The organism is Trichocoleus desertorum ATA4-8-CV12 (assembly GCA_019358975.1).
Lineage (GTDB): Bacteria > Cyanobacteriota > Cyanobacteriia > FACHB-46 > FACHB-46 > Trichocoleus > Trichocoleus desertorum_A.
In genome coordinates, this window is record JAHHIL010000052.1 from 17,130 (window position 1) to 39,783 (window position 22,654).

At 49.8% G+C, this 22,654-nt stretch carries 29 protein-coding genes; 11 read left to right on the forward strand and 18 right to left on the reverse strand.

Annotated features, from left to right (window positions below; all coding sequences use genetic code 11):
- Positions 1-62: 62 nt before the first annotated feature.
- The 6 genes from KME12_23530 to KME12_23555 all read right to left on the reverse strand — a co-directional run bounded on the left by KME12_23530 (position 63) and on the right by KME12_23555 (position 3,301).
- The gene (locus KME12_23530) at positions 63-266 is read right to left on the reverse strand and encodes a hypothetical protein (protein MBW4490756.1); all 204 of its coding nucleotides are present in this window, start codon (positions 264-266) and stop codon (positions 63-65) included.
- Between the two features lie 10 nt (positions 267-276).
- A complete protein-coding gene (locus KME12_23535) occupies positions 277-603 on the reverse strand; it encodes a hypothetical protein (protein MBW4490757.1) in 327 nt (108 codons plus the stop codon).
- A 360-nt stretch (positions 604-963) separates the two neighbouring features.
- Positions 964-1,383, reverse strand: a complete 420-nt coding sequence (locus KME12_23540) for a hypothetical protein (GenBank protein MBW4490758.1) — start codon at positions 1,381-1,383, stop codon at positions 964-966.
- A 115-nt stretch (positions 1,384-1,498) separates the two neighbouring features.
- The gene (locus KME12_23545; protein MBW4490759.1) at positions 1,499-2,065 is read right to left on the reverse strand and encodes a site-specific integrase; all 567 of its coding nucleotides are present in this window, start codon (positions 2,063-2,065) and stop codon (positions 1,499-1,501) included.
- 9 nt (positions 2,066-2,074) lie between these two features.
- Complete coding sequence (locus tag KME12_23550) at positions 2,075-2,992, reverse strand: helix-turn-helix transcriptional regulator (GenBank protein ID MBW4490760.1); 918 nt, start codon at positions 2,990-2,992, stop codon at positions 2,075-2,077.
- 27 nt (positions 2,993-3,019) lie between these two features.
- Positions 3,020-3,301 carry a hypothetical protein gene (locus KME12_23555; protein ID MBW4490761.1) on the reverse strand — a complete coding sequence of 94 codons (282 nt, stop codon included), beginning with the start codon at positions 3,299-3,301 and terminating at the stop codon, positions 3,020-3,022.
- 242 nt (positions 3,302-3,543) lie between these two features.
- Between KME12_23555 and KME12_23560 the strand changes: the two genes are divergently transcribed.
- The 3 genes from KME12_23560 to KME12_23570 all read left to right on the forward strand — a co-directional run bounded on the left by KME12_23560 (position 3,544) and on the right by KME12_23570 (position 5,012).
- Positions 3,544-3,771 (forward strand): ribbon-helix-helix domain-containing protein, encoded by a 228-nt coding sequence (locus tag KME12_23560; GenBank protein MBW4490762.1) that lies wholly within the window; start codon positions 3,544-3,546, stop codon positions 3,769-3,771.
- A 291-nt stretch (positions 3,772-4,062) separates the two neighbouring features.
- Complete coding sequence (locus tag KME12_23565) at positions 4,063-4,656, forward strand: ParA family protein (protein MBW4490763.1); 594 nt, start codon at positions 4,063-4,065, stop codon at positions 4,654-4,656.
- Complete coding sequence (locus tag KME12_23570) at positions 4,653-5,012, forward strand: hypothetical protein (protein ID MBW4490764.1); 360 nt, start codon at positions 4,653-4,655, stop codon at positions 5,010-5,012. The genes KME12_23565 and KME12_23570 overlap by 4 nt, the downstream gene beginning before the upstream one ends.
- A gap of 140 nt (positions 5,013-5,152) precedes the next feature.
- Here the strand turns inward: KME12_23570 and KME12_23575 are convergent, their stop codons facing one another.
- The 12 genes from KME12_23575 to KME12_23630 form a co-directional block, all read right to left on the reverse strand.
- Entirely contained in the window at positions 5,153-5,524 is a 372-nt protein-coding gene (locus KME12_23575; protein ID MBW4490765.1) for a hypothetical protein, read from the reverse strand.
- A 48-nt stretch (positions 5,525-5,572) separates the two neighbouring features.
- Positions 5,573-5,800: a hypothetical protein gene (locus KME12_23580; protein MBW4490766.1), complete on the reverse strand. Its 228-nt coding sequence runs from the start codon at positions 5,798-5,800 to the stop codon at positions 5,573-5,575.
- Positions 5,801-6,261: 461 nt separating this feature from the next.
- Positions 6,262-6,504, reverse strand: coding sequence for a hypothetical protein (locus KME12_23585; GenBank protein ID MBW4490767.1), 243 nt, complete (start codon positions 6,502-6,504; stop codon positions 6,262-6,264).
- A 38-nt stretch (positions 6,505-6,542) separates the two neighbouring features.
- Entirely contained in the window at positions 6,543-6,773 is a 231-nt protein-coding gene (locus KME12_23590) for a hypothetical protein (protein ID MBW4490768.1), read from the reverse strand.
- A complete protein-coding gene (locus KME12_23595; protein MBW4490769.1) occupies positions 6,770-10,528 on the reverse strand; it encodes a hypothetical protein in 3,759 nt (1,252 codons plus the stop codon). The genes KME12_23590 and KME12_23595 overlap by 4 nt, the downstream gene beginning before the upstream one ends.
- On the reverse strand, positions 10,525-12,147 hold the full coding sequence (locus KME12_23600) for a DEAD/DEAH box helicase (GenBank protein MBW4490770.1): 1,623 nt from the start codon (positions 12,145-12,147) through the stop codon (positions 10,525-10,527). Before KME12_23600 ends, KME12_23595 begins: the two co-directional genes overlap by 4 nt.
- A gap of 838 nt (positions 12,148-12,985) precedes the next feature.
- Positions 12,986-13,684: a hypothetical protein gene (locus KME12_23605; protein ID MBW4490771.1), complete on the reverse strand. Its 699-nt coding sequence runs from the start codon at positions 13,682-13,684 to the stop codon at positions 12,986-12,988.
- Between the two features lie 472 nt (positions 13,685-14,156).
- Complete coding sequence (locus KME12_23610) at positions 14,157-14,543, reverse strand: hypothetical protein (GenBank protein MBW4490772.1); 387 nt, start codon at positions 14,541-14,543, stop codon at positions 14,157-14,159.
- Between the two features lie 22 nt (positions 14,544-14,565).
- Positions 14,566-14,850, reverse strand: coding sequence for a hypothetical protein (locus tag KME12_23615; GenBank protein ID MBW4490773.1), 285 nt, complete (start codon positions 14,848-14,850; stop codon positions 14,566-14,568).
- A 120-nt stretch (positions 14,851-14,970) separates the two neighbouring features.
- Positions 14,971-15,831, reverse strand: coding sequence for a nucleotidyltransferase family protein (locus KME12_23620; GenBank protein MBW4490774.1), 861 nt, complete (start codon positions 15,829-15,831; stop codon positions 14,971-14,973).
- Between the two features lie 8 nt (positions 15,832-15,839).
- On the reverse strand, positions 15,840-16,214 hold the full coding sequence (locus KME12_23625) for a hypothetical protein (GenBank protein ID MBW4490775.1): 375 nt from the start codon (positions 16,212-16,214) through the stop codon (positions 15,840-15,842).
- Positions 16,215-16,229: 15 nt separating this feature from the next.
- Positions 16,230-16,430 (reverse strand): hypothetical protein, encoded by a 201-nt coding sequence (locus KME12_23630; GenBank protein ID MBW4490776.1) that lies wholly within the window; start codon positions 16,428-16,430, stop codon positions 16,230-16,232.
- 221 nt (positions 16,431-16,651) lie between these two features.
- Here KME12_23630 and KME12_23635 point away from each other — a divergent pair, with 221 nt between their 5' ends.
- From KME12_23635 to KME12_23670, 8 genes are all read left to right on the forward strand, one after another.
- Positions 16,652-17,671, forward strand: coding sequence for a ParM/StbA family protein (locus KME12_23635; protein MBW4490777.1), 1,020 nt, complete (start codon positions 16,652-16,654; stop codon positions 17,669-17,671).
- Between the two features lie 8 nt (positions 17,672-17,679).
- Complete coding sequence (locus tag KME12_23640; protein ID MBW4490778.1) at positions 17,680-17,946, forward strand: hypothetical protein; 267 nt, start codon at positions 17,680-17,682, stop codon at positions 17,944-17,946.
- Between the two features lie 83 nt (positions 17,947-18,029).
- Positions 18,030-18,353: a hypothetical protein gene (locus KME12_23645; GenBank protein ID MBW4490779.1), complete on the forward strand. Its 324-nt coding sequence runs from the start codon at positions 18,030-18,032 to the stop codon at positions 18,351-18,353.
- 2 nt (positions 18,354-18,355) lie between these two features.
- On the forward strand, positions 18,356-18,685 hold the full coding sequence (locus tag KME12_23650; protein ID MBW4490780.1) for a hypothetical protein: 330 nt from the start codon (positions 18,356-18,358) through the stop codon (positions 18,683-18,685).
- A gap of 2 nt (positions 18,686-18,687) precedes the next feature.
- Positions 18,688-19,320 (forward strand): hypothetical protein, encoded by a 633-nt coding sequence (locus KME12_23655; GenBank protein MBW4490781.1) that lies wholly within the window; start codon positions 18,688-18,690, stop codon positions 19,318-19,320.
- Between the two features lie 54 nt (positions 19,321-19,374).
- Entirely contained in the window at positions 19,375-19,782 is a 408-nt protein-coding gene (locus tag KME12_23660) for a hypothetical protein (GenBank protein ID MBW4490782.1), read from the forward strand.
- Positions 19,779-20,549 (forward strand): hypothetical protein, encoded by a 771-nt coding sequence (locus KME12_23665; GenBank protein ID MBW4490783.1) that lies wholly within the window; start codon positions 19,779-19,781, stop codon positions 20,547-20,549. The genes KME12_23660 and KME12_23665 overlap by 4 nt, the downstream gene beginning before the upstream one ends.
- A gap of 62 nt (positions 20,550-20,611) precedes the next feature.
- Positions 20,612-22,402 (forward strand): hypothetical protein, encoded by a 1,791-nt coding sequence (locus tag KME12_23670; protein ID MBW4490784.1) that lies wholly within the window; start codon positions 20,612-20,614, stop codon positions 22,400-22,402.
- Positions 22,403-22,654 lie beyond the last annotated feature (252 nt).

Below are 22,654 nucleotides of genomic sequence, written 5' to 3' on the forward strand. Positions count from 1 at the left end.
CAAAACTCAAGTTCTTCAAGCCAGAAATGCGATCGCCCCTAAACACCCTCAACCTGACACTCTCATTGACTACTCCTCTTATCCAAACACTCTTGAAATAGACGAACCATGACTACGGCTTCAGCTTCAGAGGCATTGGCGATCGCCCCTTGGAGTAGTGATTGGGCCTTAACGAGTGTTTCCTTTGCTTCTGGGTCTTCGTACATTTGAATGAGTTCAGCCAGTCGAGCCAGCATACCAGCACACTCTTCCCTACCAGTAGTCATGGGCGATCGCTCACACTGTCGCTAGCAATGCCTCTACTTTACTGATGCGCTGTTGCAAGTTCTCAATCTCTTTGCCTAGGGCTTTGATGCGCTTACCACGAGCGATCGCCGCTTCGTACTCTGCTACCTCAGATGCTTTGAGGTACTTCGACTTCTTACCGTCAAAGATAGGGTTTCGGCTTCTGACTTGCCAATAGAGATTCCCAGTTCTAGCAGTGCCACCAGCCCCAGTTTGGGCCACCCAGCAATCAAGTAGCACCTCACCTTCACTGCTGATCCTTGTGCGTTCTGCTTGGAGGGTGGTGAGTGCTTGGTGTAGGTCTTGAAGCTTGGGCATCTTTGATTCATGTGCAATTTTTACAAGCATAGCAGATTTGCACATGAATCAAAGGAGAAACTAACCTTAATTTGGTAGCTTGCCCTCACTGGGCGGCGCAAGGATCAGGCTCTGGCGAGGTACCTAATCAAGGTAGGTCTATTCAGGCGATCGCGCTGTATTTGATCACGCCCTTTCACTCCCCTCGGCTCATCCAGAGAGTTTGTCCAATTTAGTCCTAGTGGAAAAACTATCATTATCCGCGAGGACTAAATTCTGAGGTCACAGCAGGGTGGGGCAGAGGGAAGAAGCACGGGGACTGGAGATTGGAACGGCGATCGCACCTCTTAATTTTTAGATTTACGAGGGTGCAAGCCGTTGTTAAACATCGCCGTCCGTTTCAAAAGATTCTTTCAAAGGAGAGAAAAAAACGAGAGCCAAAATCACCCCATCCAATGTGACACCCGAATGGATAAGTACAGTTGCCCACCCTGACTCAACATAAGGCCCATTAAAGGGCAGAAGAAGAAGTCCGAGGACGTAGTACATTGGCAGGAGGGTCTTTGCCCATCTCCTAAAACGGAAAAGCCCAGCGGCAAGCACGAGGGCAAAAACAATAAATGTCGTGTTCACGGTGGCGAGAACGATTTCGCCATTTGCAAGCGGAGCGCTTTCTACTCTTTCGAGGTAATTTTGCAACTCTGGGGGGAGGGAGGTCTCGGTTGCGAAAGAGACTATGACCACAGGGATTACGAGTAGCCAACTGAGTACTAGCAATCTTCTGAAGTTCTTTCGTGTCATATCCGTTCACCAAGAGAAATATGTCTAACGTTGTAGTTGAGCGGCGGCAACCAATTTCTGCATCATAGCCAATCGCCCTTATTCCATAAATGATTTAGTAACAAGCGCCGATACCTCAAAAGTGAAGAGCCGCGATCGCCCCCTCCATCTGTATCTCTGTAACCTCCAAATACCGCTGTAGGGCTTGCAAGCTGCGGTGCCCTGATATCTCCTGAATGACTCGCAGTGGTATCCCCGCGCTGCTCATCTGGGTTAAAGCAGTTCGTCTGAAACTGTGAGTGCTCACCCCCACCAGCCCCAGGCGATCGCACTTCTCCCGCAGAATCTCATCGGCTGACTTTGGGTTGATGTGCCCGCGCCCGTGCCGTCCGGGGAAGAGATACTGCTTACCCGCCCCGGCTCGGTACGTTTCCAAGTAGCCCCTCAGAACTGCGTTAACCGGAATTTGCCGCGTCTCCTGCTTCCCCTTCGTGTTGGCCTTGCGAAGCGTCATCTTAGCCCTGACTCCCACCGCGTCATAAGCATCTGTAGTGAGCATGGAGCAAGCCTCGCTGATGCGGCAACCTGTGTAGAGGCAGATGCCAAAGAGGGCACGATCGCGATCGCTTTCAAACGCCTCAAACAGTTTTGCAATCTCAGAGGGCGTTAAAACCTTGGATTGCCCGTGACGATCTACCTTCATTCTTAATCCTTACGATTGTTTGAGTATCAGCATGTTTTCAGGCATAGGCACACCCAGCCAATTGCAAACCAGTTCCAATGTTGATGGGTCAGTTTTTTTACCATGCTCAATGCGACTGAGCCTAGAAGGGCTGACACCGCCTCCAATTTCATCAGCTGTTTCTCTAAGCCCTCGCTCCCCGCGTTTAGCTCGAACAAGAGTGGCAATATCGACAGGAAGAGAATGAATTAAGTCAGGCTCATTCTGACTAGGCTTAGGAGCTTCGATATCCGGATAGAGAGACCAATATCTCTCCCAGTGGGAACGGTAAAACTCAGTTCCCAACGAGGTGATGTGCATTCGATTTGCACCTGGACTGGGGAGGTTAAAGTCCTCTGGATGAGAAACCTCTTTCACCAAAGCACCTTCCCGGTAGTCCTGTAACCTATCCCACGCGTTGAAGTGGATTCCTGCATACCTGAACCCCCACTCCTGCTTCAGTCCCTCATGTCCAGCACAATAGGCCAGCACCAAAGCTTCCCAGGCCAATTCACTTAACATACCCTTCGGTGTGCGCTTAGGAAGTATCTCTCCCAGCCCTGCCCGCACCGCCTTGCGGCCCAGCGGCGTTAGCTTAATTTCTAGCTCAGGCACTTCACCATCACACTCGACCAGCTTACGACGCTCTAAAGCTTGGAATGTGCTGCCTGTGCCTGGGTCAACAAGTCCAGCTTTTTTAAGCAGTTCTTTCAAGCGGCTAGATTTATTGCGTGCAACTTCCCCATACAATAGCCATCGCCACTCCGCAGCAGGACTTCGCTGCCCTGCAAATGCTCGTTGCTTTTCCTCGCGCTCAGTCTCTTGGTCTAGCTGATAAATCACTTCTAGATAGGACTGTTGGCGATCGTTCAAGTCATCCCAGATGGAGATTGGGATTGTGAGCTTCATAGAGTCTCCTCACCCTCCAATTGCTTTTCATATCAAAAACTCATCGAGACGCCGCAGCAAAGACTCTTCAGTCGTATAAAAAATGGTCTTTGAACATTCTGGGCAGGTGACCACCGCATGGTTTGAGGGTTTGATGCGGTCAGCTTTGATGCCACAGCGAGTTTTATCTAGCCCTATCCAGAAGTGGGTGAGGTTGTGCTCCTCTTCCTCCTCAGTCAGGTAGACGCATCCTGTGAACCAAAAATCTTTGGGGTCTTCCCACTGCCATTCAGTCATACTGCCCCAAGAAGCTTTACCTGAACTAATCATAGTTTCTTCAGGTAAGGCAGTCAAACCATTGGTACGCCGTTGTTATATCCAAATGGGAAGACAGAGTTAATCCCAGCTTATCGATCGCCTCCGCCTCAAAATCGCTGAAACCCTGATTCTGTCGTTAATCGATAAGTTTTACTTAATTCGTTAGCGTTGTTAGCATCGTTTACGCTTCGAGCCCAAAATATTTGGTTAAGCTTGAGGGATGGACGCTAGCAGCGCTTTCAAGGTAGCCAGAAATGCCAAAGCAGATGGTAGGGGCCAGAGTGCCTGAGTTATGGGTGAGCAAACTCAAGGCTTTGTCTGAGACGACAGGTTTGAGTCAGACGGAATTGATTTACCAGGCGATTGGGCAGTACTTGAGTGAGGATGTGTCCACTGTTGGCGATCGCCTCTCAACCATTGAAGGTGAGGTGAGCAGTATTAAGCAGAGGCTAGGAAAGCTGACAGCATCGTTGATGAGCTAGCGATCGCTGAGAAGGTAGCTCGAATATTCACCTGGGCAAAAGCACAAGTTGAGAAGGCAATCACTTACTTGAGAGGCAACAGCCGCGCAAAACTGTCGGAAAAGCACGTATTATTCCGACAGTTTTGCACAGACTTGCCTGACTCGCTGTGAATAACTGCGTACGCAGATAGTTAATGTTTTGACTGGTTGATTGGCTAAGAGTTTAGTTAGTTGAGTTTTTAACTAAAAAGGTAGCCAGCTCACCAAAAATCTGGCAGGCTGGCTAGTTAAGTCTTTGCAATTAAATTCAATGATAATCACAATCGTTGCCTACAAAGGTGGGGTTGGCAAAACGACTACAGCCATCCACCTTGCTTGCTACCTACAGAAAAAAGCTCCTACCTTACTAATTGACGGAGATGCCAACCGTTCTGCTATCGGGTGGGCACAGCGGGGAAGTTTACCTTTCAAAGTGGTAGATGAGCGGCAAGGACCAAAGTTTGCACGGCAGTTTGACCATATCGTTATCGATACCGCCGCGAGACCTGGGGCAGATGACTTAAAAGCGATCGCCGAAGGCTGCGACCTAATGATCATCCCCTCCTCCCCAGATGCCTTGGCAATGGAGGCGTTAGCGCAAACCGTGGAGGCAATGAAAGAGTTAGGGGCGGATCAGTACAAAATTCTAATTACCCTGACTCCCCCAAAGCCAAACAAAGATGCAGAACTGGCACGAGCCACTCTAACTGAAGCTGGCCTCCCAGTCTTCGAGTCAGAAATTAGACGACTGCTGGCATTCCAGCGGGCTGCCTTAGTCGGGGTGCCTGTTTATGAGGTCAAGGACTCAATGGCAAAAATTGCTTGGCGCTGCTACGAAGCCATCGGACGTGAGGTGCTGGCATGAGCAGGGATGAGAGAGCGGGCAAGCTGAAAGGCATTTTTGATGCCGTCAAAACTAGGATATCTGAGCCTGAAATTGACATAGCACCGGAGCCACAACCGGAGAAATCCCAACCAAGCGCGATCGCGTCTAGCATTGATGCTGAACCAAAAACAGAGTCTAATTCACCCAAAAGGGCGAGAGCTAAGGGCAAACGCAGCAGCAGTGATTACAAGCAGGTATCGGCCTACATTCCCGCATCTATGCACCTGCAAGTGAAGCAAAAGCTGTTGCATGAGGCGATCGAGCAAGGTAGCACCAAGCCTAAGGAGTTCAGTGATTTAGTGTGTGAGTTACTAGCTGAATGGCTAACCAAGTGAGTAACTGCGTACGCAATTATTTGATTAACTAACAAGGCAATTAGCTAATAGTTCAGCTAGGAACTCGAATGCAAGGTGCGATCGCTGAAAATCCTCTCTAAGCCCTGAGTAAAAGGTTTAGTTCTAGGTGCGACTAGACCTTAGATCGCATTCTGATTTAAGGTTGCAACGTTCGTTTGGCCCTCAATGCCTTGCGACATTTGCCAAAGTTGCTGAGCAAGCAAAGCAAAAGTGGACGATTCTAATTGTTCACGTTTTTTAAGAGTGACGGAGAAGCTAGCACACTTCCGCTCCTGCTTTTGCCCAAAACGCTTTTGCACTGTAATGGAGCCAAGCTCAGGTGATCGCTCAAATAATTCTTGTAATGCTGCGATCGCTGACTCTGCCTGCTGACACTCAGCATCAAAATCATCCACCTCCCAGGACTTAACCTCTCGCTTATAGGTGGCTTTGATTACATTTGAGCGAGGCTTTAGGTCACCTCGTTGTCGCCTTGGCTCGGAAGAGGGCATAGATTTTGAATAGTTCGTTTTTGACCTGGAACTGAAAACTTTTGATTTTTATAGCTCCAGCCACCGCTCAATCAGCGATCGCCGACTTCTCTCTAAGCGGGTTAGGAACTGCCGTGATTGGCGCATCTCAGCCGTGTGCCATCCAGTTTTGAGAGAGTTCTGAGAGGCGATCGCCTTACCGTCATCCGTGCGGGGGCCTGTGCTCTTTTTCCAGGGGGTCCAGTTCTTGATCAGTTCTGCTTGCTTGGCCCTGGCTTCGGATGTCCATCGGGGCATTCTGGCTTTCCTTCAAAAAGTTAGGGTCTACTGTAGTCGGCTCAACCTGATCTACCCGCAGTTGGTTCAACTGCTTATCCACGTAGTTTTTGATGAACTGGGTAGGCTTCTTGGGGTTACGCACCTCGCTCAGAGCAAGTAGAGTTTTGCGACACTGGTCCTGCGCTCTTAGAGCCAAAGACCCCATGCGATCGATTGACTCAGTTTCAGTACAAAGGGCTGCAACTGAAATCCACCGATTGAACAATGCTTGAAGGCTCAAGCTCTGAGCATAAAGCATTTCCTCAATGCTTTTGCTGTCACCAGTGGCGACAACGTTAGCTACTTGATTTTTCAGAGGGACGATGAGGTCAGCGTTAGGCTTGCGTTCGAAAACCCACGGGAGCATCAATGCTGCTCCAATCGCAGGATCAATGATGGAAGCTATTTTTGCGTCTTTTCCCATTTCAGCTTGTTGGTTCTCATTCAGGGTAAGAGGTTCTTTCGGCTTTTGATCTGCCTTTTTTTTGGAGTTCATAGTTCACTAAAAGGGATACTAAATGGACATTAGAAGCGTTCTTCCAATAATGCGGAACTCCCACCACGATATAGGTTGAGTCACCGCAAGATGAGGGTTTTCTACCGGATGTGCGAGTGCCTTTTTGTTGCACATCTGGCACATAAATCTCATCAGAAACGCGATCGCCCAAACTAACCGACGGCAATCAAGCCTGAGTGCTTCGATTATTGATGAGTCCATCGTTTATTCAAACTCCGTTAGTTGAGCGCGTATCTGGGCGATCGCTCGGTTGTAGAATGCCTCAATAGTTATGCCCTCAAGGGCTGAAACCAGTTGAGCCTCGACCCTGTTTCGATGCAGATGCTCAATGAGTTGCGGAACTGGGGTTCCATACTGTAGGGACAAGTGCGTTATGCATTCCATTTCTGGGGGCGATAGAAATGGCACAAACTGCTCTGATTCAGGGGTGCTCATGCGATCGCCTCCTGTACCAAAGTGAGTTCATCGAGTGGAAATTCTCCGAAGCCCCAACCTTTCAACTGCTTCACTTTTGCGGTTTGGCCCGCGATCGCTTGAATTACCCACTGTCCTATAGAGCCAACGCGGGTTGTGATGTCACCGGGACTGAATGGTGGCCCTTTTAATGACAGCTGTTCCATCTCTATTGAGGGCAGCGTAGTCACAACTTTTTGTGGTTGATCATTAGAAAAAGTTGTGACTACGGTATCAGAATGATACGGTTCTGAGGCTTGCTGAGCCATCAAGTCCCCATATTTGCGAGTGAGCGCAGTGAAAATGGCATCGCGATCGCTATCGTGATAGTTGACTAATTGCCAAATGCGTTCCTGCTGCCCTCGCCCTCCCTCTTTGCGAATCACCTTCGCTTCGTATCCAAGCTTCTTGTGAAACTTGTTGAGTATTTTGATAGCGCTATGCTCTCGATTGATTGTGAGGCCCAACACGCGGCGGATTTCGTTGCTATTCCACAACGCCCAAGTTTTGAATAGCTGAACTTTTTCGTCTGACTCTCGATACTCAGTGTTACTCAGCAGAGAGAGATAACCAGAGCGATGCATCAGGTCTGCAATTAGCGAGGTTTGCCGCACTTTGGGCAACCAGACAAAAACGGCCCTTTCCATCTTGTTGATGAATGAGCGTCGATCAATTTGTTTTGCAACTTCTGGGTTTTGAATCATCCAGAGCAGTTCCGATTGCTTTAGAAACTGACCTTGGTCGCGAATAACTGCTTTGAGTAAGAAGTGAGTGGTTAGGTCTACCCCTGGCAACTTATCTTCTAGTAACCGTTTTTGAGCTTTTCGCCGCTCGTCTAGAGTGCTGTTGTTGCTCTCCAGAATTGTGAGTGCATGGGAAACAGTCATATCTGCTGTCTCGGCTGCTGCCCATCTTTGGGCCTCTAATAAATCAAGCGCCTCTCGTGCTTCTTTTCGCAGTTTGGCATAAGGTTTTGATTTTCCAGCATCAACCTCAATTACTACATTCCCGGTGCTGCGCCAGTATGCCAGCAGCCGCTCGCGCATGTGTGCTCTGGCTCCATTTGTTCGAGCTTGGAACCGTGCCCAGTACTTCAGCCATAGCTTGTCAGGTGACTCAGAATTTGGGTCTAGGAGTTGTTTTAATTTGTCTACCCAGCCATTGTTCTCGGTATCAGCCTCGGTTAATGATTTAGCTAGGTCTATGAGCCTGCTCAATTGTTCTTTGTTCTGGTTTAAGTCTTTGAGCAGCGTCTCAGGGTTGAGCGATCGCCCACCCTCATCAGGTACTGAAAATTCCTTGACATAGCCAAAACATGGAATTGGTAGCCGATAGCGGTTGATTGTCTGTATTTGCGATCGCGTTTCTAGGTGGACGAGGTGAAACCCCTGCTGGGTGAAGTAAGGAATGGTGATGTCAATCCCAGATTCGGCAGAGGGAGAGAGTAGTAGCAGTGTGGGCTTGAGCGCGGCGATCGCTGCATTAGGATTTCGCATGAAATCCTTGATTTCTTCAAGCTCTGTGGTTTTGCCGTCCACCCTAACAATACGTTGGGGAGGTAGTTCACCGCGCTGCTCCTTCCCCAGAACTATGCTCTCCAACTCCTCCAGGTATTTTTGCGAATCGGAGACTGCAATCAAGGGTTGCTTCTGGGAGAGGAAAGAGCATATTTCTTCTGTTGTTTTTGAGGGAGAGTCAAAAACTCTGATTTCCCGAGCAGAATCTGGAACCCAACGATTCACTACCAGATGAAGTGGCACTTCCTTCCCCACGATGTCTTGGAGAAAAACAATGGGTAAGTCCGTTAAGTCAGCCTCGCCTCCAACAATGAAACCGCCACGAGCAACTACCTCTTTCAGCAGCTTCTGGAAATGCAGCAGAATGTGCCCAAGATGACTGCTGTCAATAGTTCCGCCTTGAAGTAAGTGGCGGAATCCAGCATCAATCTCGTCTAGAAACACTAAAGGATGATCACCCAAGTCAGAGAGATCGAGTTTGAGGAGGCTGTCATAACATAAGGCTTTGGTGCTAGCAGTATTAAATGCCCTCGTGTCTGTGAAGCCTTTGTGCTGAAAGGCGGAGATATGCTGGATTCCAAGCCTTTCACCCAGTTGTAGTAGTAGCAAGTTTCGAGCCCCAATTGCCAGCATTTTGCTGTATGGGTACTGATTGCGGTGCTGTTGAGCTAGTTTCTTAAATGTTTCGCTTTTGCCACAGCCACAGGGGCCTGACAGCAGTAGGATCGAACCTTCTTCAGGTAACTCAATCTCGCCTAAGTAGCGCTGGTTCAACTCAAGAGTTGGGTTTCGAGTAAGTGTATTGAGCGATCGCTGGATGCGGTCAATCTTTTCACGATAGGCGGTCGCCTTACGTTCCTTCTCTGCTTCCCGTTCGCATTTCCATTTCTCGTGTTGAGCTTGGGTATAAGCGTCGTATTCTGTCTGTTTTAGTCTGTGCGAGGTGCAACGTGGCTGTCTTAACTCCTCGGGAATCTCAATGCCAACTTTCGCTGCTAAACGTTTGCAGAACTCGATAAATTCTCGCCCATGCAGCGATCGCCCCTGCTTGCCATACCAAACGAGCTGCAAGTACTGGATGGCGCTCTGGCTACCTTGCTGAGAAGCATGGCAAGTCCATGCACCAGAGCGAGTATTGACCTTAAAAGCAGTTCCACTACTATTCGTGGCTGACCAAGGAGATTTGCCAACGAGTTCGCCACCAATCTGCTTGAAATCATGTGAGTACTCATTGAATACTTGCTCAAGGGGAAGCCGTTCTAGAGCAGGGGCTAGTGCGTCGTTGAGAAGCTTTTCCCAAGGATTTTCGAATGCGAGGCCAGAGTGCGATCGCTGCTCTGCGTAGGTGCGAGTCTCCTGAGTAGGAAACAGTACGTTTTCAGGCAGCTGGAAAGCATCAGCAGGTATGGATAAGGGGCTGATGTCCTTACCACTGCGGGCGAGAGCTGTTGCGGTTTTGTATTTCTTCCAGCGGGTCTCGCTGAAAGAATAAGGGTAAGGCCAAGATGAGCTTAGGGCTTGCTTAAAAGTCTCAGGAGAAGTGGCGACGTCATTGGCGACTAATAGGGCAACCTCACCCCAAGACCCATCCTTACGTTGTCTAGGAAACCCAGGTAGCCGCATGTGACGGTGGAGAGTGTTCACCGAGAAGTCACTAGCCAACCATGCACAATATTGAGTGTTTAAGCTCAGCCACTGTTCCGCTTGTTCTGGTGCAGTCAGACGGTTGTGTAGATGAAGGGATTTTCCCCCACTGTGAACTACAGCAGTAGGCTGAATTCCAGTTGCTGATACACATTGAGCTAAGTTAGCCCATTGTTCAAGCTCGCTGCGCTCATCATCCTCAGCAAAGATGTCTGTTGAGGAAACGAAATGCCTATTGGATATGCCCCCCACAAGATAGTTTGCCTTGTAGAAGACCTCATCTCCCTGATGCGCACGGCGAAGTAGGTAGGCATAGCCATCCTGCCAAAACTGACCAGAGGTTTCCCACTGTTTTTTGCCGTTGCCATCTTCCCCGGTGCAAACGTACTCGCGAAGGCTTAGCCCTTCCGCGGTGACAAAGCCTTGGTAATAAATTGTTTGATTGACCGATATCTGGACTTCACGCCCAGACTCGTAGCCCATTACTTGCCAAAAGCGCAGTAGCGCTTCACGGCCAGTGAGATAAGTTTGGCCTTGAATAATGGAAGGGATTGGAGAGCAGGTAGAGGTTCTCATGCTGCACCCCCAACCGTAGCGATCGCTTGCTGCCAGCCCTTACCAAACTCCCGCCTCATCCAGAGGTTAACCCATCCCACATCCTTGCCTTTGCGCTGGGCTACTCCTTGTACAAAGCGTAAATAGGAACGAATATTATCAGCGGTTGGACCATCTCCGAATACTGCACCTAGCCCCCAGTCATCAGGTGCCCAGTGCCCAAACTGGTCTTTAAACTTTTTGGCAGCATAGCCCGGTGAAATTTTGCGTTCGTAAGCCTCTTTAGCCAGGGCCCGATAGACACTGAAGCGCTCCTTATCTTCAGTGCTCAGCCGCCGCTCCAAGGCCTGTATAGGAGTTAGTTTCTCTTTAATAGGGAATTGGTAACCACAGTGCCTGCACTTCATTTCAAAGGTAGAAAGGATGGCTCCACACCCTTCATGGCCTAGGTGGTCGTGTTCATCTTTGGGACAAACCTTTGTAGGAGCAACCCCACTAACGTCTCGGCCTTCTTCAAGGCTGACCTGCTTTAGATCCTCGACAAAGCCAAACTGCCGAACGTTACCTGCTTGATCCAGAACGATACAGTCAGTTTTTCCGGTTTCTGGACTAATCCTTAGTCCTCGCCCAATCTGCTGAAAGTAGAGCGCCTTGCTCTTAGTGGGACGGCAAAGTAAAACTGCTGATACGGACGGAACGTCGAATCCCTCCTGAAGGGCAGCGCAGCTTGTCAAGACTAAAATTTCACCAGCTGCCAGCATCTCGTAAATACGATTACGAACTGTGACAGGGGTTGTCCCATCAATGTGAGCGGCTGGAATACCAGCGATTTGGAATGCCTCACAAAGGTGCAGAGAATGGGAGATATTAACCGTAAAAGCAAGAGTTTGTCGTCCCTCTGCTAGACGGAGCCACTCTTCAACAGCTCGTCTAACTAGCTCAGGGCAATCGCAAGCTACTGCTAAATCGCTCTCAGCAAACTCACCTGCTAGCGTTCTGACTCCCTTCAGGTCAGCTTGGGGCAAAGCATAATAAGACGGTTTGACTAGATAGCCGCTATCCATCAGCTGATGGGGCATTGGTGCTGCTACCAATGCATTAAAGCGATCGCCCATGCCCTCTTTTTTGCTCAGCCGCCAGGGGGTGGCAGTGAAGCCCAAGTAAGTTGAATTTGGGTAGATGCGGTCCATCATCCGCTCGACGACAGCAGCCCAAGCGGTAACATGCGCTTCGTCAAGGATGATAATGTCTGCCTTAAATTCTTTCCACCAATGCCGACGAGGTAGCGTCTGAACGCTAGCGATTTGGACTAGTGCGTCTCGGTTCTCTTCCCACCCAGCTTTAATAAAACCGCAATCGATACCAAAGCGCCGTAACTTCTCAAAGGTTTGCTTGATGAGAACGTCGCGGTGGACAACGACTAGGACTCGTTGCCCTTTAGTAAGGGCATCAGCAATCAATGAACAAAAAATTATGGTTTTGCCAGAGCCAGTAGGGGCAACTACTAGAATTCGGTTGATCAAGCTGTCGTTGGTTTGGTAAACCTTTTCCTTAACCCGTGCTTGGTAAGGACGAAGCGTCATTGACTCGGCTAGTGCTGGAAGTGTGGCGATCGCCTTCTGAGGTGCTAGAGCTATCATGCTGCACCTCCTGCTGTTTGAAAATGCGATCGCAGGCTCTGGAAGAATTTAGTGAGTTCAGCTTGAAATTGAGTCTTGTCTAGGGACTTACGGGACTCAAAACGTTGCAATGAGCCGGAACCCTGTGCCACAATGGGCTCAGGAAAATATTTTTTCATGTGGGGTCGTCATGTATTTGGGGTACATGGCGGCCCTCTGCTTTTTCGCTTGCTCTGACTCATACCCTTTAGAACGGGTTGAGTGCTAACGTTGAGATTAAGAAAATACTTACTGGTTGGTTGTCCCAGTTTTCGCGAATCGGTACCACCCGATTCAGCTTTGATAGAGCGGCGAAAATGCAGAGAGCCAGCCTTTTTTTATGCAATTGCAGATGATTCTGAATTGCGAAGGTGCTCTTGGACGAGCTTTTGTACGAGGGCGTTACGGCTAATTTTTTGCTGTTCAGCTTGCTCCTTTAGCTTTTGTAGATCAGTTACTCTGAATCGAAATCCTACGGGCTTTGTTTTTTCCATGTACTGGCACAACCTCTCTACTTGCTCGTGCACTCTGTACGCTTCTAATTTATAGGAACACTCAACTAAATTTTGAAAATGTGCCAAATTGTCACTCCTTGAACCAGACTCACTCTAAGGTTTTAGCTTCCGCCTAGCCTCTCGCTTCTTTCGACGTCGATCGCGTCTTGGTGCAATGCGCTCAACAGTTTTGAGTAGCGACGGTGATTGAAGGCGGGTTATTTCAGTTAAGAAGTTCATTTGTGTCATTGTTATTGTGCTATTGCCTTACTTTATCTGTATTTCCTTGCACTGCCTTAAAAGCAACTTTTCTCCTAAAACCCTTTCTAGGTAAGGGTTTTAGAGATTTGTTTTTTTCGACCTTGGCGTTTCATCTTTTCCCCTTCAAAAAGTCTGGCCCGCTCTTTTTTCAATAGAGCTACGAATGCCATTCTTGCTCTAACAACGGGCATGTATTGCTGGGTGCGAAATACATCGTTTTTGTTGGCTATTGCAATGGCTTCATTCAGTACGTAGGAAGTCACTCTACTACCCTCATAACCAAAAGGATTGTCCAATGCCTCAAGTCGTCTGTTCTGACTTTGCCATGACTGGAGAATTCTAGTCATGGCAAAGTCGCCACCATCATTAAAGAAGTTGAATAGGGTTAGTGCCCGTTCATCAACAATTTGCTTGAACTTTAGAGCTGGGGCATCTATTACTCCAAAGGTTTTTAGTCGTTCAAGTAGAAGTAAGATTTTTTGCCATAGCTTAGTCTCTGCTTCGACCGACTTTTTCAACGTACGATTTGGTTTTGGTATTGCGTTGAACTGGCTATTAACCGTACTGCGCCAGAACTCCCCTACTACATAATCTCGATACTTTAGGAGTATTGGGCAGTTGCCTTCATTGTTTACATCTAGGTGCTTTCCCTCTTCCAATAGAGCGGTCAATACAATCGGTAGGCATGCTTCTGTGTCTAGCAATAATGGATTTGGGTAAATCAGGTACGGGCTCGTCAGGTGAATTATTTTCCCGTGAGACATGGTGTTTACCTCTCCTTCTAAGTTGGAGAATTCTGGCTGATATAAGTCCACAACCGTTTTCCTCGGCGCTCAAACCTCTACTGCTCTCCCATAAGTCAACTGAAGTAATAGATCTTTAACTATTGGTTCGCCCTTTCAACCATTGTGTTGTTGCTATCTCCTGGCACCGCTCTAAATGCACTAGTAGGGGCGATCGCTCTGCCCCTGGGAATCTGGGCTTGACGTGAAACCCGAGCTTGAGCCAATTTTCTCGCCTTCCACGACGAAGCCAATATGTTAATGCGTTTGGGTTTTCAAAACCTAATTGCCAATAAGCTTCTTTGATGGGGAACCAAGAGCGTCGATCTGTTCGCGGTGGCCGAGCTAGTTCAGTCAGGACTTGTTCTAACTTAGATTCGATCCGAGCAGTTGCTTCTGCAAGGAGCGATAGCTGTGTTTCGATTTGAATTAGTCGCTGCTCGCTATCCATTGCTCAGCCCCCGTCACCACGACGCTGCTCTTGGAGATATTCCCAGATTCGATGATTTTCTACTTGCAAGCCCCGTACAAAAGCGCGATCGGTTGCAGCTTCTGCACTATTCCTGTCAATCGCTTGAATCAGTGCATCAACTAGTCCTGACAAGTTGTGCTGCTCATCCCTAATCTGATCAAGTTGGTTTTGACTGGCTTCTTGACGTTGCCTTAATTGGTCAAGCTGACTTTGACTGGCTTCTTGCCGCTGCCTCAGTTGATCAAGGGCCAGGAAAATAGATTCAGTTCTGGCATCAATGCCTTGGAACCGATTTACAACTTGCTCAGAAATAGTTGTGAGTCGTTCGAGCCGTCGATCAATATCATCAAGTCTTTGGTCTGTTGTCATACTTTTCTCCTAGTTGCGATCGCTAACCTGGTCTGAGGCCGTCCTGTGGGATGGCTAGAAGTTTGTCAAATTCTCCGACATGAATTTGCCAATTAGGGCGATCGATGGGTTGATCGCCCCTGGTTTTTGGTACTTGGCGGTAGTGGGTGCCATACTTGCACTCGCACCCTAGCCCTAGTTCGCGGAACCGCTCAGCTCTACGAACATGCCACATCACACCATCCCTGCTAATGCACAGCAGATCGGCGGCTCGTTGTGGGGATACCCATAGACCACTAATGCCGTAAGTCTGAAAGATACGCTTCATCCAAGCTTGTTCCTCCGCAAGCCTTCGGCATTCTGCTTTTGTTCACTTACTTGTTCTTGTAGGTAGACAAGACTTAGTTGCGTCATGTGCGATCGCCTCACCCAACAATTTTCTTTGCCCTCAAATTCCAGCTTCAGTTAGCGCTTGCTGAAGCATTTCTGAGATTCCTAGCTGCTCAGCCCATTCTGCAAGATAGGCATAGTTCAGGGTGTCAATCTGCACTTTTAGCACCCCTAGGACATCACGCCACTGCTTCTCGGATTGGTTGCCACGCCCCCACAGCAACTTTGCCAGGATTAAATCTTCAGGTGCAATCACCCACACCTGGAGTAGCTCAGCTTCATCGATCGCCTCTAAGCGGCGGCGGACCATCTTTGAGCGATCGAAGTTGGTATCAGCATTGAGCATAATATCGGCATTCAACAGTTGTTCCATGTGGGTGACGCTCAGTGTCTGCCCTTGCCCTGCCGCAACCTCCTCCACTGCTCCCGGTGGACAGTAAAATCCTGCTTGCTCCAGTGCTTCAGTGAGCCGAGGAATATCTTTCCGCTGTGCCTCAATGACTAAATCCATGTCGCGGGTAGTTCGCGGGTCACCGTACATACTGGCCGCTACCCCTCCCGTGATGTAGTAAGGAATGGCAAGCCGCTCAAAAATGGGGTGGAGGAGGCGGGCTATTTCGCTGGGGTCTTGAGTCCACATTGACGGATCACTACTGGGAGTGAGATGAGGAAGCCACTTATCTCCCAAAACAGATTGGGCGAATCGCTCTCGAAACGTTGATTGATTGGCTTTTTGCATTCCCCGCAAAGAGGCTGCTTTTGCCCATCGGGTGAGTCCTACAGCGATCGCCAATCGCTGAGCGTTGCTGCGTTGCCGCAAAAGCTGAAATTGAACGACATCAGCCTCAATGTCGGTGTCTGGGGCTTGAGGTCTGTACCCAGGTTTGATGCTTAGTTTTTTTGGGATGGCTTGAATCATGGCGATCGCTAACCTGCCTTTAAGTTGTCCTGGGGAACAGCCAATAGCTTCTCAAACTCGATGACATGAATCTGCCATGCAGTGTTAATGCGTGGCTGGTCATCTTTGGTTTTTGGGATCTGTCGGTAGTGGATGCCATACTTGCATTCACAATCTCGCTTTAGTTCACGGAAGCGCTCGGCTCTGCGAACATGCCACATTACTCCCTCTCGGCTAATACAGGATAAGTCAGCGGCCTGCTGAGGGGAAACCCACGGCCCATTGATTCCGTAAACCTGGAAAACGCGCTTCATCCAGTCTTGTTCAGCACGTAGCATTTGAACTTCAGCTTGCAACTTATTTATTCGCTCCTCTAACTGCAAGAGAGTTAGTCGCTCTGCCATTAGCGATCGCGCTCCCTATTTGCCCTCACTCTTATTGTCCTCAAGCTCTGGCAGCTTAGGAGTTTCACCTCTTAGGACGCTAACCACGATCGCTGTGATTAAGTTGGGAACCGTCCGGATCTCTTTATCCGCCCACTTCTCAAGAATTTCGTATTGGTCATCCTCAAACGATACGGTAGTCCGCTTCATGTCATCTGCCGATTGCTTGCAATGCACAGATTTTAGCCCTCCTACAAAAATTATCCCTGTTTGCACTAAGAAAGTCTTTTGATGCAATTGATGTATTTGATGTAATCCATGTTAGCTTATATCCATCAAAGGTACAAACAACGGATACAGAGCGAACACGCTAAATAACCTCTGGTCTGTACGTCTGAACTGCTTCAAGTCCATCCCAGTCAAGGATTTAGCTTAATTTCACTAGGAGAACTTCCCCTATGACTACAAGCCTCGCAGCATCCACCTCACGTACATCTCAAGAACAAACAGTGGCGATCGAACTTAACCGTCCTGTGGTTGTATTCGATGGAGGCAACCGCACCCTGCAATGGATCGATCCAGCTAATAAGCCCCGCACTATCCCCGCCTTTATCAAACAAATTGACCCCAGCTGGGAGGAAGCAACTCCCGATGAGAACAGCGTTGTCATCAGTACTGGGGGTGAGCATTTCTGCCTTGGCGCGGTAGCGCGAGACATGAAGGGCACACCAGTGTTTCAAGACAACAAGTGCGAGTTGGCTAAGAAGTTAGTACTAGCTGCGATCGAACCTAACTCTGGTTCCACCGCTGTCACTATCGGGCGGCTGGTGATTGCTCTCCCCAATAGCCGGAACAAGGCTGATGTAGCAGAGCTAAAAAAGATTGAGGGTACTCACCAGTTCACTCGCAATGGGCAACGCATCACAGCAGTTGTGCATGAGGTGAAGCCAATCGACGAAACGCAAGCGGCCTACCGATACGCGATGAAGCGTGAACTATTCCGCAGCCGTCGTAACTCCAATGGAGTTCTTGATTTGGGAGGTGGTACTGGCATTGCCCGCCTCTACAGTGCAGGTGGTTCTCTTATCCGGGAAGCTGACGCGGTTTTACCTGGCACCTACGACCTGGCCCGCCGCATTGCAGCCCGTATCAATTCTCAACTCTCTACCAGTCCCGACCTGTCTCAGATTATGGACGGCATTGAGCGGGGTGATTTCGAGCTGGGGACTAGCGGCTTCTGCTTTCAGGAAGCATTCAACAAGGCCCGCGAAGATTGGCTAGGCGACATCAGAGGAGAACTAAAAACCCGCTGGAATCAGTGGACAAGCGAGATTGGTGAAGTGCTCATCATTGGTGGCAGTGCTTCTTTGGCTGAACCACTGGAGGAAGCTACCAAAGGGCGTTTTAAGATTGCTCGTCATCCTCAAATTTCCAACTTCTCGCAACTGATTTCGTTGTTAGGAATGGCGAGTGTATAGGGGGAGAAATGACAAGCAGAATTGTTTTAGACACAGATACCAGGGCGATCGTTGATCAAATCCAGGGTATTACCAAGGCCAGTTCTCCCTCCCACGCGATCGCCCTAATCGTGAGCCGTTATGCAAAGCACCTACTGGGCACATGGGAGCTTGACCCCGCACGTCACCCCGACCCCAGCCCGACTGATTTTTACCCCGGTGCATCCGGCTTGCTGGAACCTGTCCCGGCCCCGGTGCCCGATAACTTTCGATTCGATGAACCGATTGAACTGTAAAGCGAAAGCCAGCCTGAACTTTCCACGGCAAAGGCTGGCTCCATCCGCTGTCCACATACCCGAACAAACGGACTAATTTCATCATGACAAAACCTACGACTTATTACGCTCAAACCCCTGAGATTGATGACCTTTCGCGGTGTTTCGGCTCTCAACTAGAAGAGTTAACCCGCGAGGATAAACTGGGCCTCCGGATGCTTCTAGCAACCTATCTCTACCTCAAAGATGTGGAGGATGAGTGGACGTTGGACGCAGTTGTAACCGAGACTCCGCTGCATGAACCTAGCGAAGAACTAGAAGAGGTAATCGACATTCTAGAAACGATTGCCCCCGACGCGGCGGAAGGCTTAATCGAAGCCCTCACAGCCCAATTACGTCATGGCAACGCACGACGGGGAGGGCGCTAACGATGGAAGTTTTGGCTTACATCGACCAGATAAATCAAACTACTGAGGTTCAAGAGCTTGTAGAGCAGTTTGGCCCCCAGCTTCAGAATCTCACCCACGAAGATAAGTTGGGCTTCCGGGCACTCCTATCTACCTACACCTATTTGCTCGGTACCAAGGAAGAGTGGGCACTTCTGGGTTCGGTTCTTGACGAAACGCCAGTTCAGCCTAGCGAAGAATTGGAGGAGGCGATCGCCATCTTGGAAGAGGTTGATCCTGATGCAGCGGAAGGGCTGATAGAAGCTCTCACTGCTCAGTTGCGACATGCCAACGCACATCAGGGAGGGCACTAATCATGGTGGTTTGGAGCTATATCGAAGAACGGGTTAATCGCTTTAACCAGGCCAAGACAGAACGCGATCGCGATGATCTCCTCTATCGGATTGGCACCCATGCTGATGTGCTCGATTTGGAAGATGTCCGTCTCGTCCGTGAGAACGATGGGGTACTGCATCCAGAGCAACGTTTCGAGGTTCTGCAATGGATGTTTTACTCTGCCGATGCCGAGCTTCAGGAAAACCTAGTTCTACTCATTTTTGGACAACGGCAGTTGCAAGAGTGGCACCAGCAGGCCAAGGCCGCTTACCCCGATTTCGAGATGATGCTAGGCGTTCGCACTGCCCTCGGAACTGAGGATTATCTAGAACTCTCGCTTCACTTCCAGCCCCAGGCGGGGGCACCGCAAACCGACCCAGAACTGGACTTTCCGTGGAAGCCGTTTTGGGATGCTGCTGAGATGTTCTGGGGGCCTTTCCCTGAGAATTGCTCTAACGAGTTTGAGTTCATCTTGCATTGCTACCCGTGCCAAGCATCCTTCACGATTCCCCATACTCAGGCGGAGGATTGGGAGCTTGAGCTGGAGGATGACCCAGATTTGTTCCTAATCCGTGACCTTCTAGGACTGCCTGAGCTGAGCCAGTCCCGCTAGTTGTGCAATGGCTGGTGGTGCGCGATCGCCAGCCTCAGTCAAGCCTTAGAAACTATGCAAATTACATCTGGAAAGATAGTTAGCTTTGCCAGCTTAGGTGGGCTTGTGGTCATTGCCAGTTTTAGTGCCACTGATGCCGCGTTACGCCAGCAGTCCTGGCAAAAGGCACAGGAGCAGAAATCCCAGCTTGAATCACAAGCCGACTTAGAGCAAACCAAAGCTGAACAGGCTAAAGCGATCGCCAAAGCCTATGAGCGCAATCAAATCGCCAATGTTGAGTCCTTGATCATTCGAGATTACGTTCTCTCCGATATCCCCCCAGCCGTGGACTGGCAGCACGTTACAGACCCCACCCGCAAAACCATAATTTACGACCAATACCGCCGCTGTATTGGCTACGCGCTGGGAGGGGAGTTTCAATTCATCCAGACCAATAACCAAGCTTGTGAGGTAAAACCATGACTACAGAACGAATGCGCGATCGCTACAACTCTCGTCATCGCCGTTCCCGTCCCTCTCGGCCCGCTGGGGGTAGCGCAGGGGGTAGTGGGATAAATCTAGGCTCTGTTGCTAACCGTATTTTTTACTGGCTGGCGTGGCTGCTCACTCTGCCTATTCGGGTCGTCATGTGGTTAACGCAGCCCCCCGGTAGTGCCATCCTGTTCGGCCTTGCGGTGCTCTACTTTATCGGGTTGTCCTGCGAGGGATATTGGCAGGCCGCTGTATCTAATGCCCCTAGCTTTATCGTCAAACCTTTTATCGAGGATGGTGCTGACCCGCTCCTTGTCTTCTCCGCCCTGCTCAGCCCGACGTTCTGGGTAGCGTCAATTCTAAGCACTATTATTCAGGCGATTCAGGCCAGCACTCTGCGCGACATCAGCCTAGCTCAGGCTCAGCGCGAGTATGAGTCGGTTCGGGATTATACCGTTCCTGACAAGCGCCCTGACGCAGTTGATTTGGTCGAATTCAAGCGACGGCAACTCAAGCGGGCAGGCACTAAATCACTTCGAGTAAAAGGGTTTGTTTGCCTCCTCGCCTACGCAATCGACTTCATTGTTAGCTTTAGCAATTTCCCCTTATTTGGTGCTGATGGTATCGGAGAACTGCTCCGCAACCTAACCTGGATTGCCCTCAGCATCTTTGGAGCGGAATGCGCGATCGCACTGTTCTTGGATGCACTTGATAAGGGCCGCGAGGCAACAGCTCCCAAAGTTGAAGTAGTCGAGTAAGTCGGAAAAGTTGTTTGGCCCCGGCAGTGCTATCTGCTGGGGTTTTTCTATAGGTGGCTAACATGAACAATTTTCACAGTGAAGACTTCAGTACCCTATTAACCCAAGGTCAGATAGCAGACGCATTTGAAAGCCGGATTGCTGAGCTGGAACAGGAGGCGCACGAGTTCCGGTTAGATGTGGAATCGGGCAAACTGCTCAGCGCCGCCCTTGGTGTAGTTGGGTTGGCTCTCAGCGCTAATCCTTTGATTGCTGTCCTAGGTGGCTTCGGCCTGTGCGGTTACGGCTGGATGGTGATTGAAGACTATCGCAAAACCAAGAAACTGCTTCCCATCCCATGCCTGCGGAAAGGAGTGTTTGAGCTGTTTGCGGCGGCGGGCGAGTACACCGACACACGCCAAGTACAACCGGACGATCCTACAGATGACGTGTCGAGCTGCTTACCCCCGGCCCAGGCGACGGAGTATCAGCTCCTAGCCCTTGCAGGCGATCGCTTGGTGCCCTTTCTCAAGCAAGTCCCAGCGGAGCGGCGCTTCGCGGCCTATCGCTACACCCTGCGGCAAGTGGCAATCCGTCACGCCCTGCCTACCCTGGAGGAAGCGATCGCGGCATCAGATGCCCCTGCTTTACCTACGCCTACCACTACCACTGAGCAAGTTCCACCACCAGCAGCCACAGAGCTTCTACCTGCCGATGGCGAGCAACCACCTACCCCTGCTAATACCACGCTCCAAGCAGAGGTGCCCACAGTGATTCAAACACCAGATGACCCAGGCGATCGCCCCGTGGCTGATACCCACATTGGAGTAATAGACCTAAGCACAGGAACTCTTGAGGAACGCATCGAGCGTGTGATGGATGCTCTAGAGCGTGATGGTTTCCCCATTGTTCGCTTGATTGATGAGCCGTTCCTTTGGAGCTATGGCGAGTCCCAAAGTGGCAAGACAACCATCATTAACTTAGTGAATGCTTGTCGATTAGCACTGGGCTTTAAAGTGTCCTATGCCAGCACTGATAACGACTTTCCAGCCCTTAAATGGGACATGCTAGCCATTGGTGAGGCGAAGTATAGAGATTACCTGGATACCGTTGTGGAACTGGCATCAGAAGCTAAGAAGGGGCAACTGGAAGGGACTGCTTTCACCCTAGATGAAATCTTCCAAGTAGCCCAGATTTTAGAACTAGAGCTTGGCCCATTGATGACGGCAGCGATCGCCAAAGCTAACAAGTCTCGTGCCTGCTACAGCTTCATTACTCAGAACGACACCTTGACTGGGCTAAAGCTGGAAGGGGTGAGGGATGCCCTGGAAAACATGCGAGTGTTCATCACTGCTCATGCGGTTCGACCTGACAAGCGTGGCCGTCCGCATCCGTCAGGCTCCTACACCATCCAGTTCCCCAAGCATCCTCCAGAGAAATGGGCGTTACCAGCGTGGATTCTGACGGATACCAATGGCTATGGAGAGCCTGACCCCGTGCAGTGGATACTCAATCGAATTCCTGAATTAAGTGGCAGCCAGGCAAGCCCAGCTAGCCCAGTTGAGCAGCCAAAGCAAGTAGAGGCACCCGCCCAAACTCGTCAGCAGCTAGAGAGTTTACTTGCCTTGGAATTCAACGTTGCGCCGCAGCCATCCGTAGTCCCACAACCGGAGCAAAAAGCGATCGCTCCTCACTTGCAGGCGATCGTGGATTATTTCCAAAAGCGAGGTGAAAGATTAAAGCCACGTGACGTTTCTAGAGCATCATTAGCAGCACTTAAAAGCGTCTCGACTGATGAGATTCGTGTCTACATGGATGAACTTGCCAAGCTAAATGTTTTGCAGTGTGAGGGCGATATTTTCTATTTGAAATAGGGTGCCTCTGTCGGCTACCCGACACTACCCGACAACCCGACAGGGAGAGGCAAAAAGGCTGTCGGGTAACGACCTGACAAGGGACACGACGCCCGATCCGACAAATCCGACACCCGACACCCGACAAAAAACGACAAGTTACCCGACACCACCCGACAGAAAAACCCCGCTATAAACTGGCGGGGCTTTTATTAGAAAATCAGATAAGTTTTAAGTGTTTTAGTATGTTGTATGAGAAGTTAAGAAGGGTTT

Coding starts and splice junctions, on each gene's coding strand:
- KME12_23530 (MBW4490756.1), bottom strand. CDS start 266: ATGACTACTGGTAGGGAAGAGTGTGCTGGTATGCTGGCTCGACTGGCT.
- KME12_23535 (MBW4490757.1), bottom strand. CDS start 603: ATGCCCAAGCTTCAAGACCTACACCAAGCACTCACCACCCTCCAAGCA.
- KME12_23540 (MBW4490758.1), bottom strand. CDS start 1,383: ATGACACGAAAGAACTTCAGAAGATTGCTAGTACTCAGTTGGCTACTC.
- KME12_23545 (MBW4490759.1), bottom strand. CDS start 2,065: ATGAAGGTAGATCGTCACGGGCAATCCAAGGTTTTAACGCCCTCTGAG.
- KME12_23550 (MBW4490760.1), bottom strand. CDS start 2,992: ATGAAGCTCACAATCCCAATCTCCATCTGGGATGACTTGAACGATCGC.
- KME12_23555 (MBW4490761.1), bottom strand. CDS start 3,301: ATGATTAGTTCAGGTAAAGCTTCTTGGGGCAGTATGACTGAATGGCAG.
- KME12_23560 (MBW4490762.1), top strand. CDS start 3,544: ATGCCAAAGCAGATGGTAGGGGCCAGAGTGCCTGAGTTATGGGTGAGC.
- KME12_23565 (MBW4490763.1), top strand. CDS start 4,063: ATGATAATCACAATCGTTGCCTACAAAGGTGGGGTTGGCAAAACGACT.
- KME12_23570 (MBW4490764.1), top strand. CDS start 4,653: ATGAGCAGGGATGAGAGAGCGGGCAAGCTGAAAGGCATTTTTGATGCC.
- KME12_23575 (MBW4490765.1), bottom strand. CDS start 5,524: ATGCCCTCTTCCGAGCCAAGGCGACAACGAGGTGACCTAAAGCCTCGC.
- KME12_23580 (MBW4490766.1), bottom strand. CDS start 5,800: ATGCCCCGATGGACATCCGAAGCCAGGGCCAAGCAAGCAGAACTGATC.
- KME12_23590 (MBW4490768.1), bottom strand. CDS start 6,773: ATGAGCACCCCTGAATCAGAGCAGTTTGTGCCATTTCTATCGCCCCCA.
- KME12_23595 (MBW4490769.1), bottom strand. CDS start 10,528: ATGAGAACCTCTACCTGCTCTCCAATCCCTTCCATTATTCAAGGCCAA.
- KME12_23600 (MBW4490770.1), bottom strand. CDS start 12,147: ATGATAGCTCTAGCACCTCAGAAGGCGATCGCCACACTTCCAGCACTA.
- KME12_23605 (MBW4490771.1), bottom strand. CDS start 13,684: ATGTCTCACGGGAAAATAATTCACCTGACGAGCCCGTACCTGATTTAC.
- KME12_23610 (MBW4490772.1), bottom strand. CDS start 14,543: ATGACAACAGACCAAAGACTTGATGATATTGATCGACGGCTCGAACGA.
- KME12_23615 (MBW4490773.1), bottom strand. CDS start 14,850: ATGAAGCGTATCTTTCAGACTTACGGCATTAGTGGTCTATGGGTATCC.
- KME12_23620 (MBW4490774.1), bottom strand. CDS start 15,831: ATGATTCAAGCCATCCCAAAAAAACTAAGCATCAAACCTGGGTACAGA.
- KME12_23625 (MBW4490775.1), bottom strand. CDS start 16,214: ATGGCAGAGCGACTAACTCTCTTGCAGTTAGAGGAGCGAATAAATAAG.
- KME12_23635 (MBW4490777.1), top strand. CDS start 16,652: ATGACTACAAGCCTCGCAGCATCCACCTCACGTACATCTCAAGAACAA.
- KME12_23640 (MBW4490778.1), top strand. CDS start 17,680: ATGACAAGCAGAATTGTTTTAGACACAGATACCAGGGCGATCGTTGAT.
- KME12_23645 (MBW4490779.1), top strand. CDS start 18,030: ATGACAAAACCTACGACTTATTACGCTCAAACCCCTGAGATTGATGAC.
- KME12_23650 (MBW4490780.1), top strand. CDS start 18,356: ATGGAAGTTTTGGCTTACATCGACCAGATAAATCAAACTACTGAGGTT.
- KME12_23655 (MBW4490781.1), top strand. CDS start 18,688: ATGGTGGTTTGGAGCTATATCGAAGAACGGGTTAATCGCTTTAACCAG.
- KME12_23660 (MBW4490782.1), top strand. CDS start 19,375: ATGCAAATTACATCTGGAAAGATAGTTAGCTTTGCCAGCTTAGGTGGG.
- KME12_23665 (MBW4490783.1), top strand. CDS start 19,779: ATGACTACAGAACGAATGCGCGATCGCTACAACTCTCGTCATCGCCGT.
- KME12_23670 (MBW4490784.1), top strand. CDS start 20,612: ATGAACAATTTTCACAGTGAAGACTTCAGTACCCTATTAACCCAAGGT.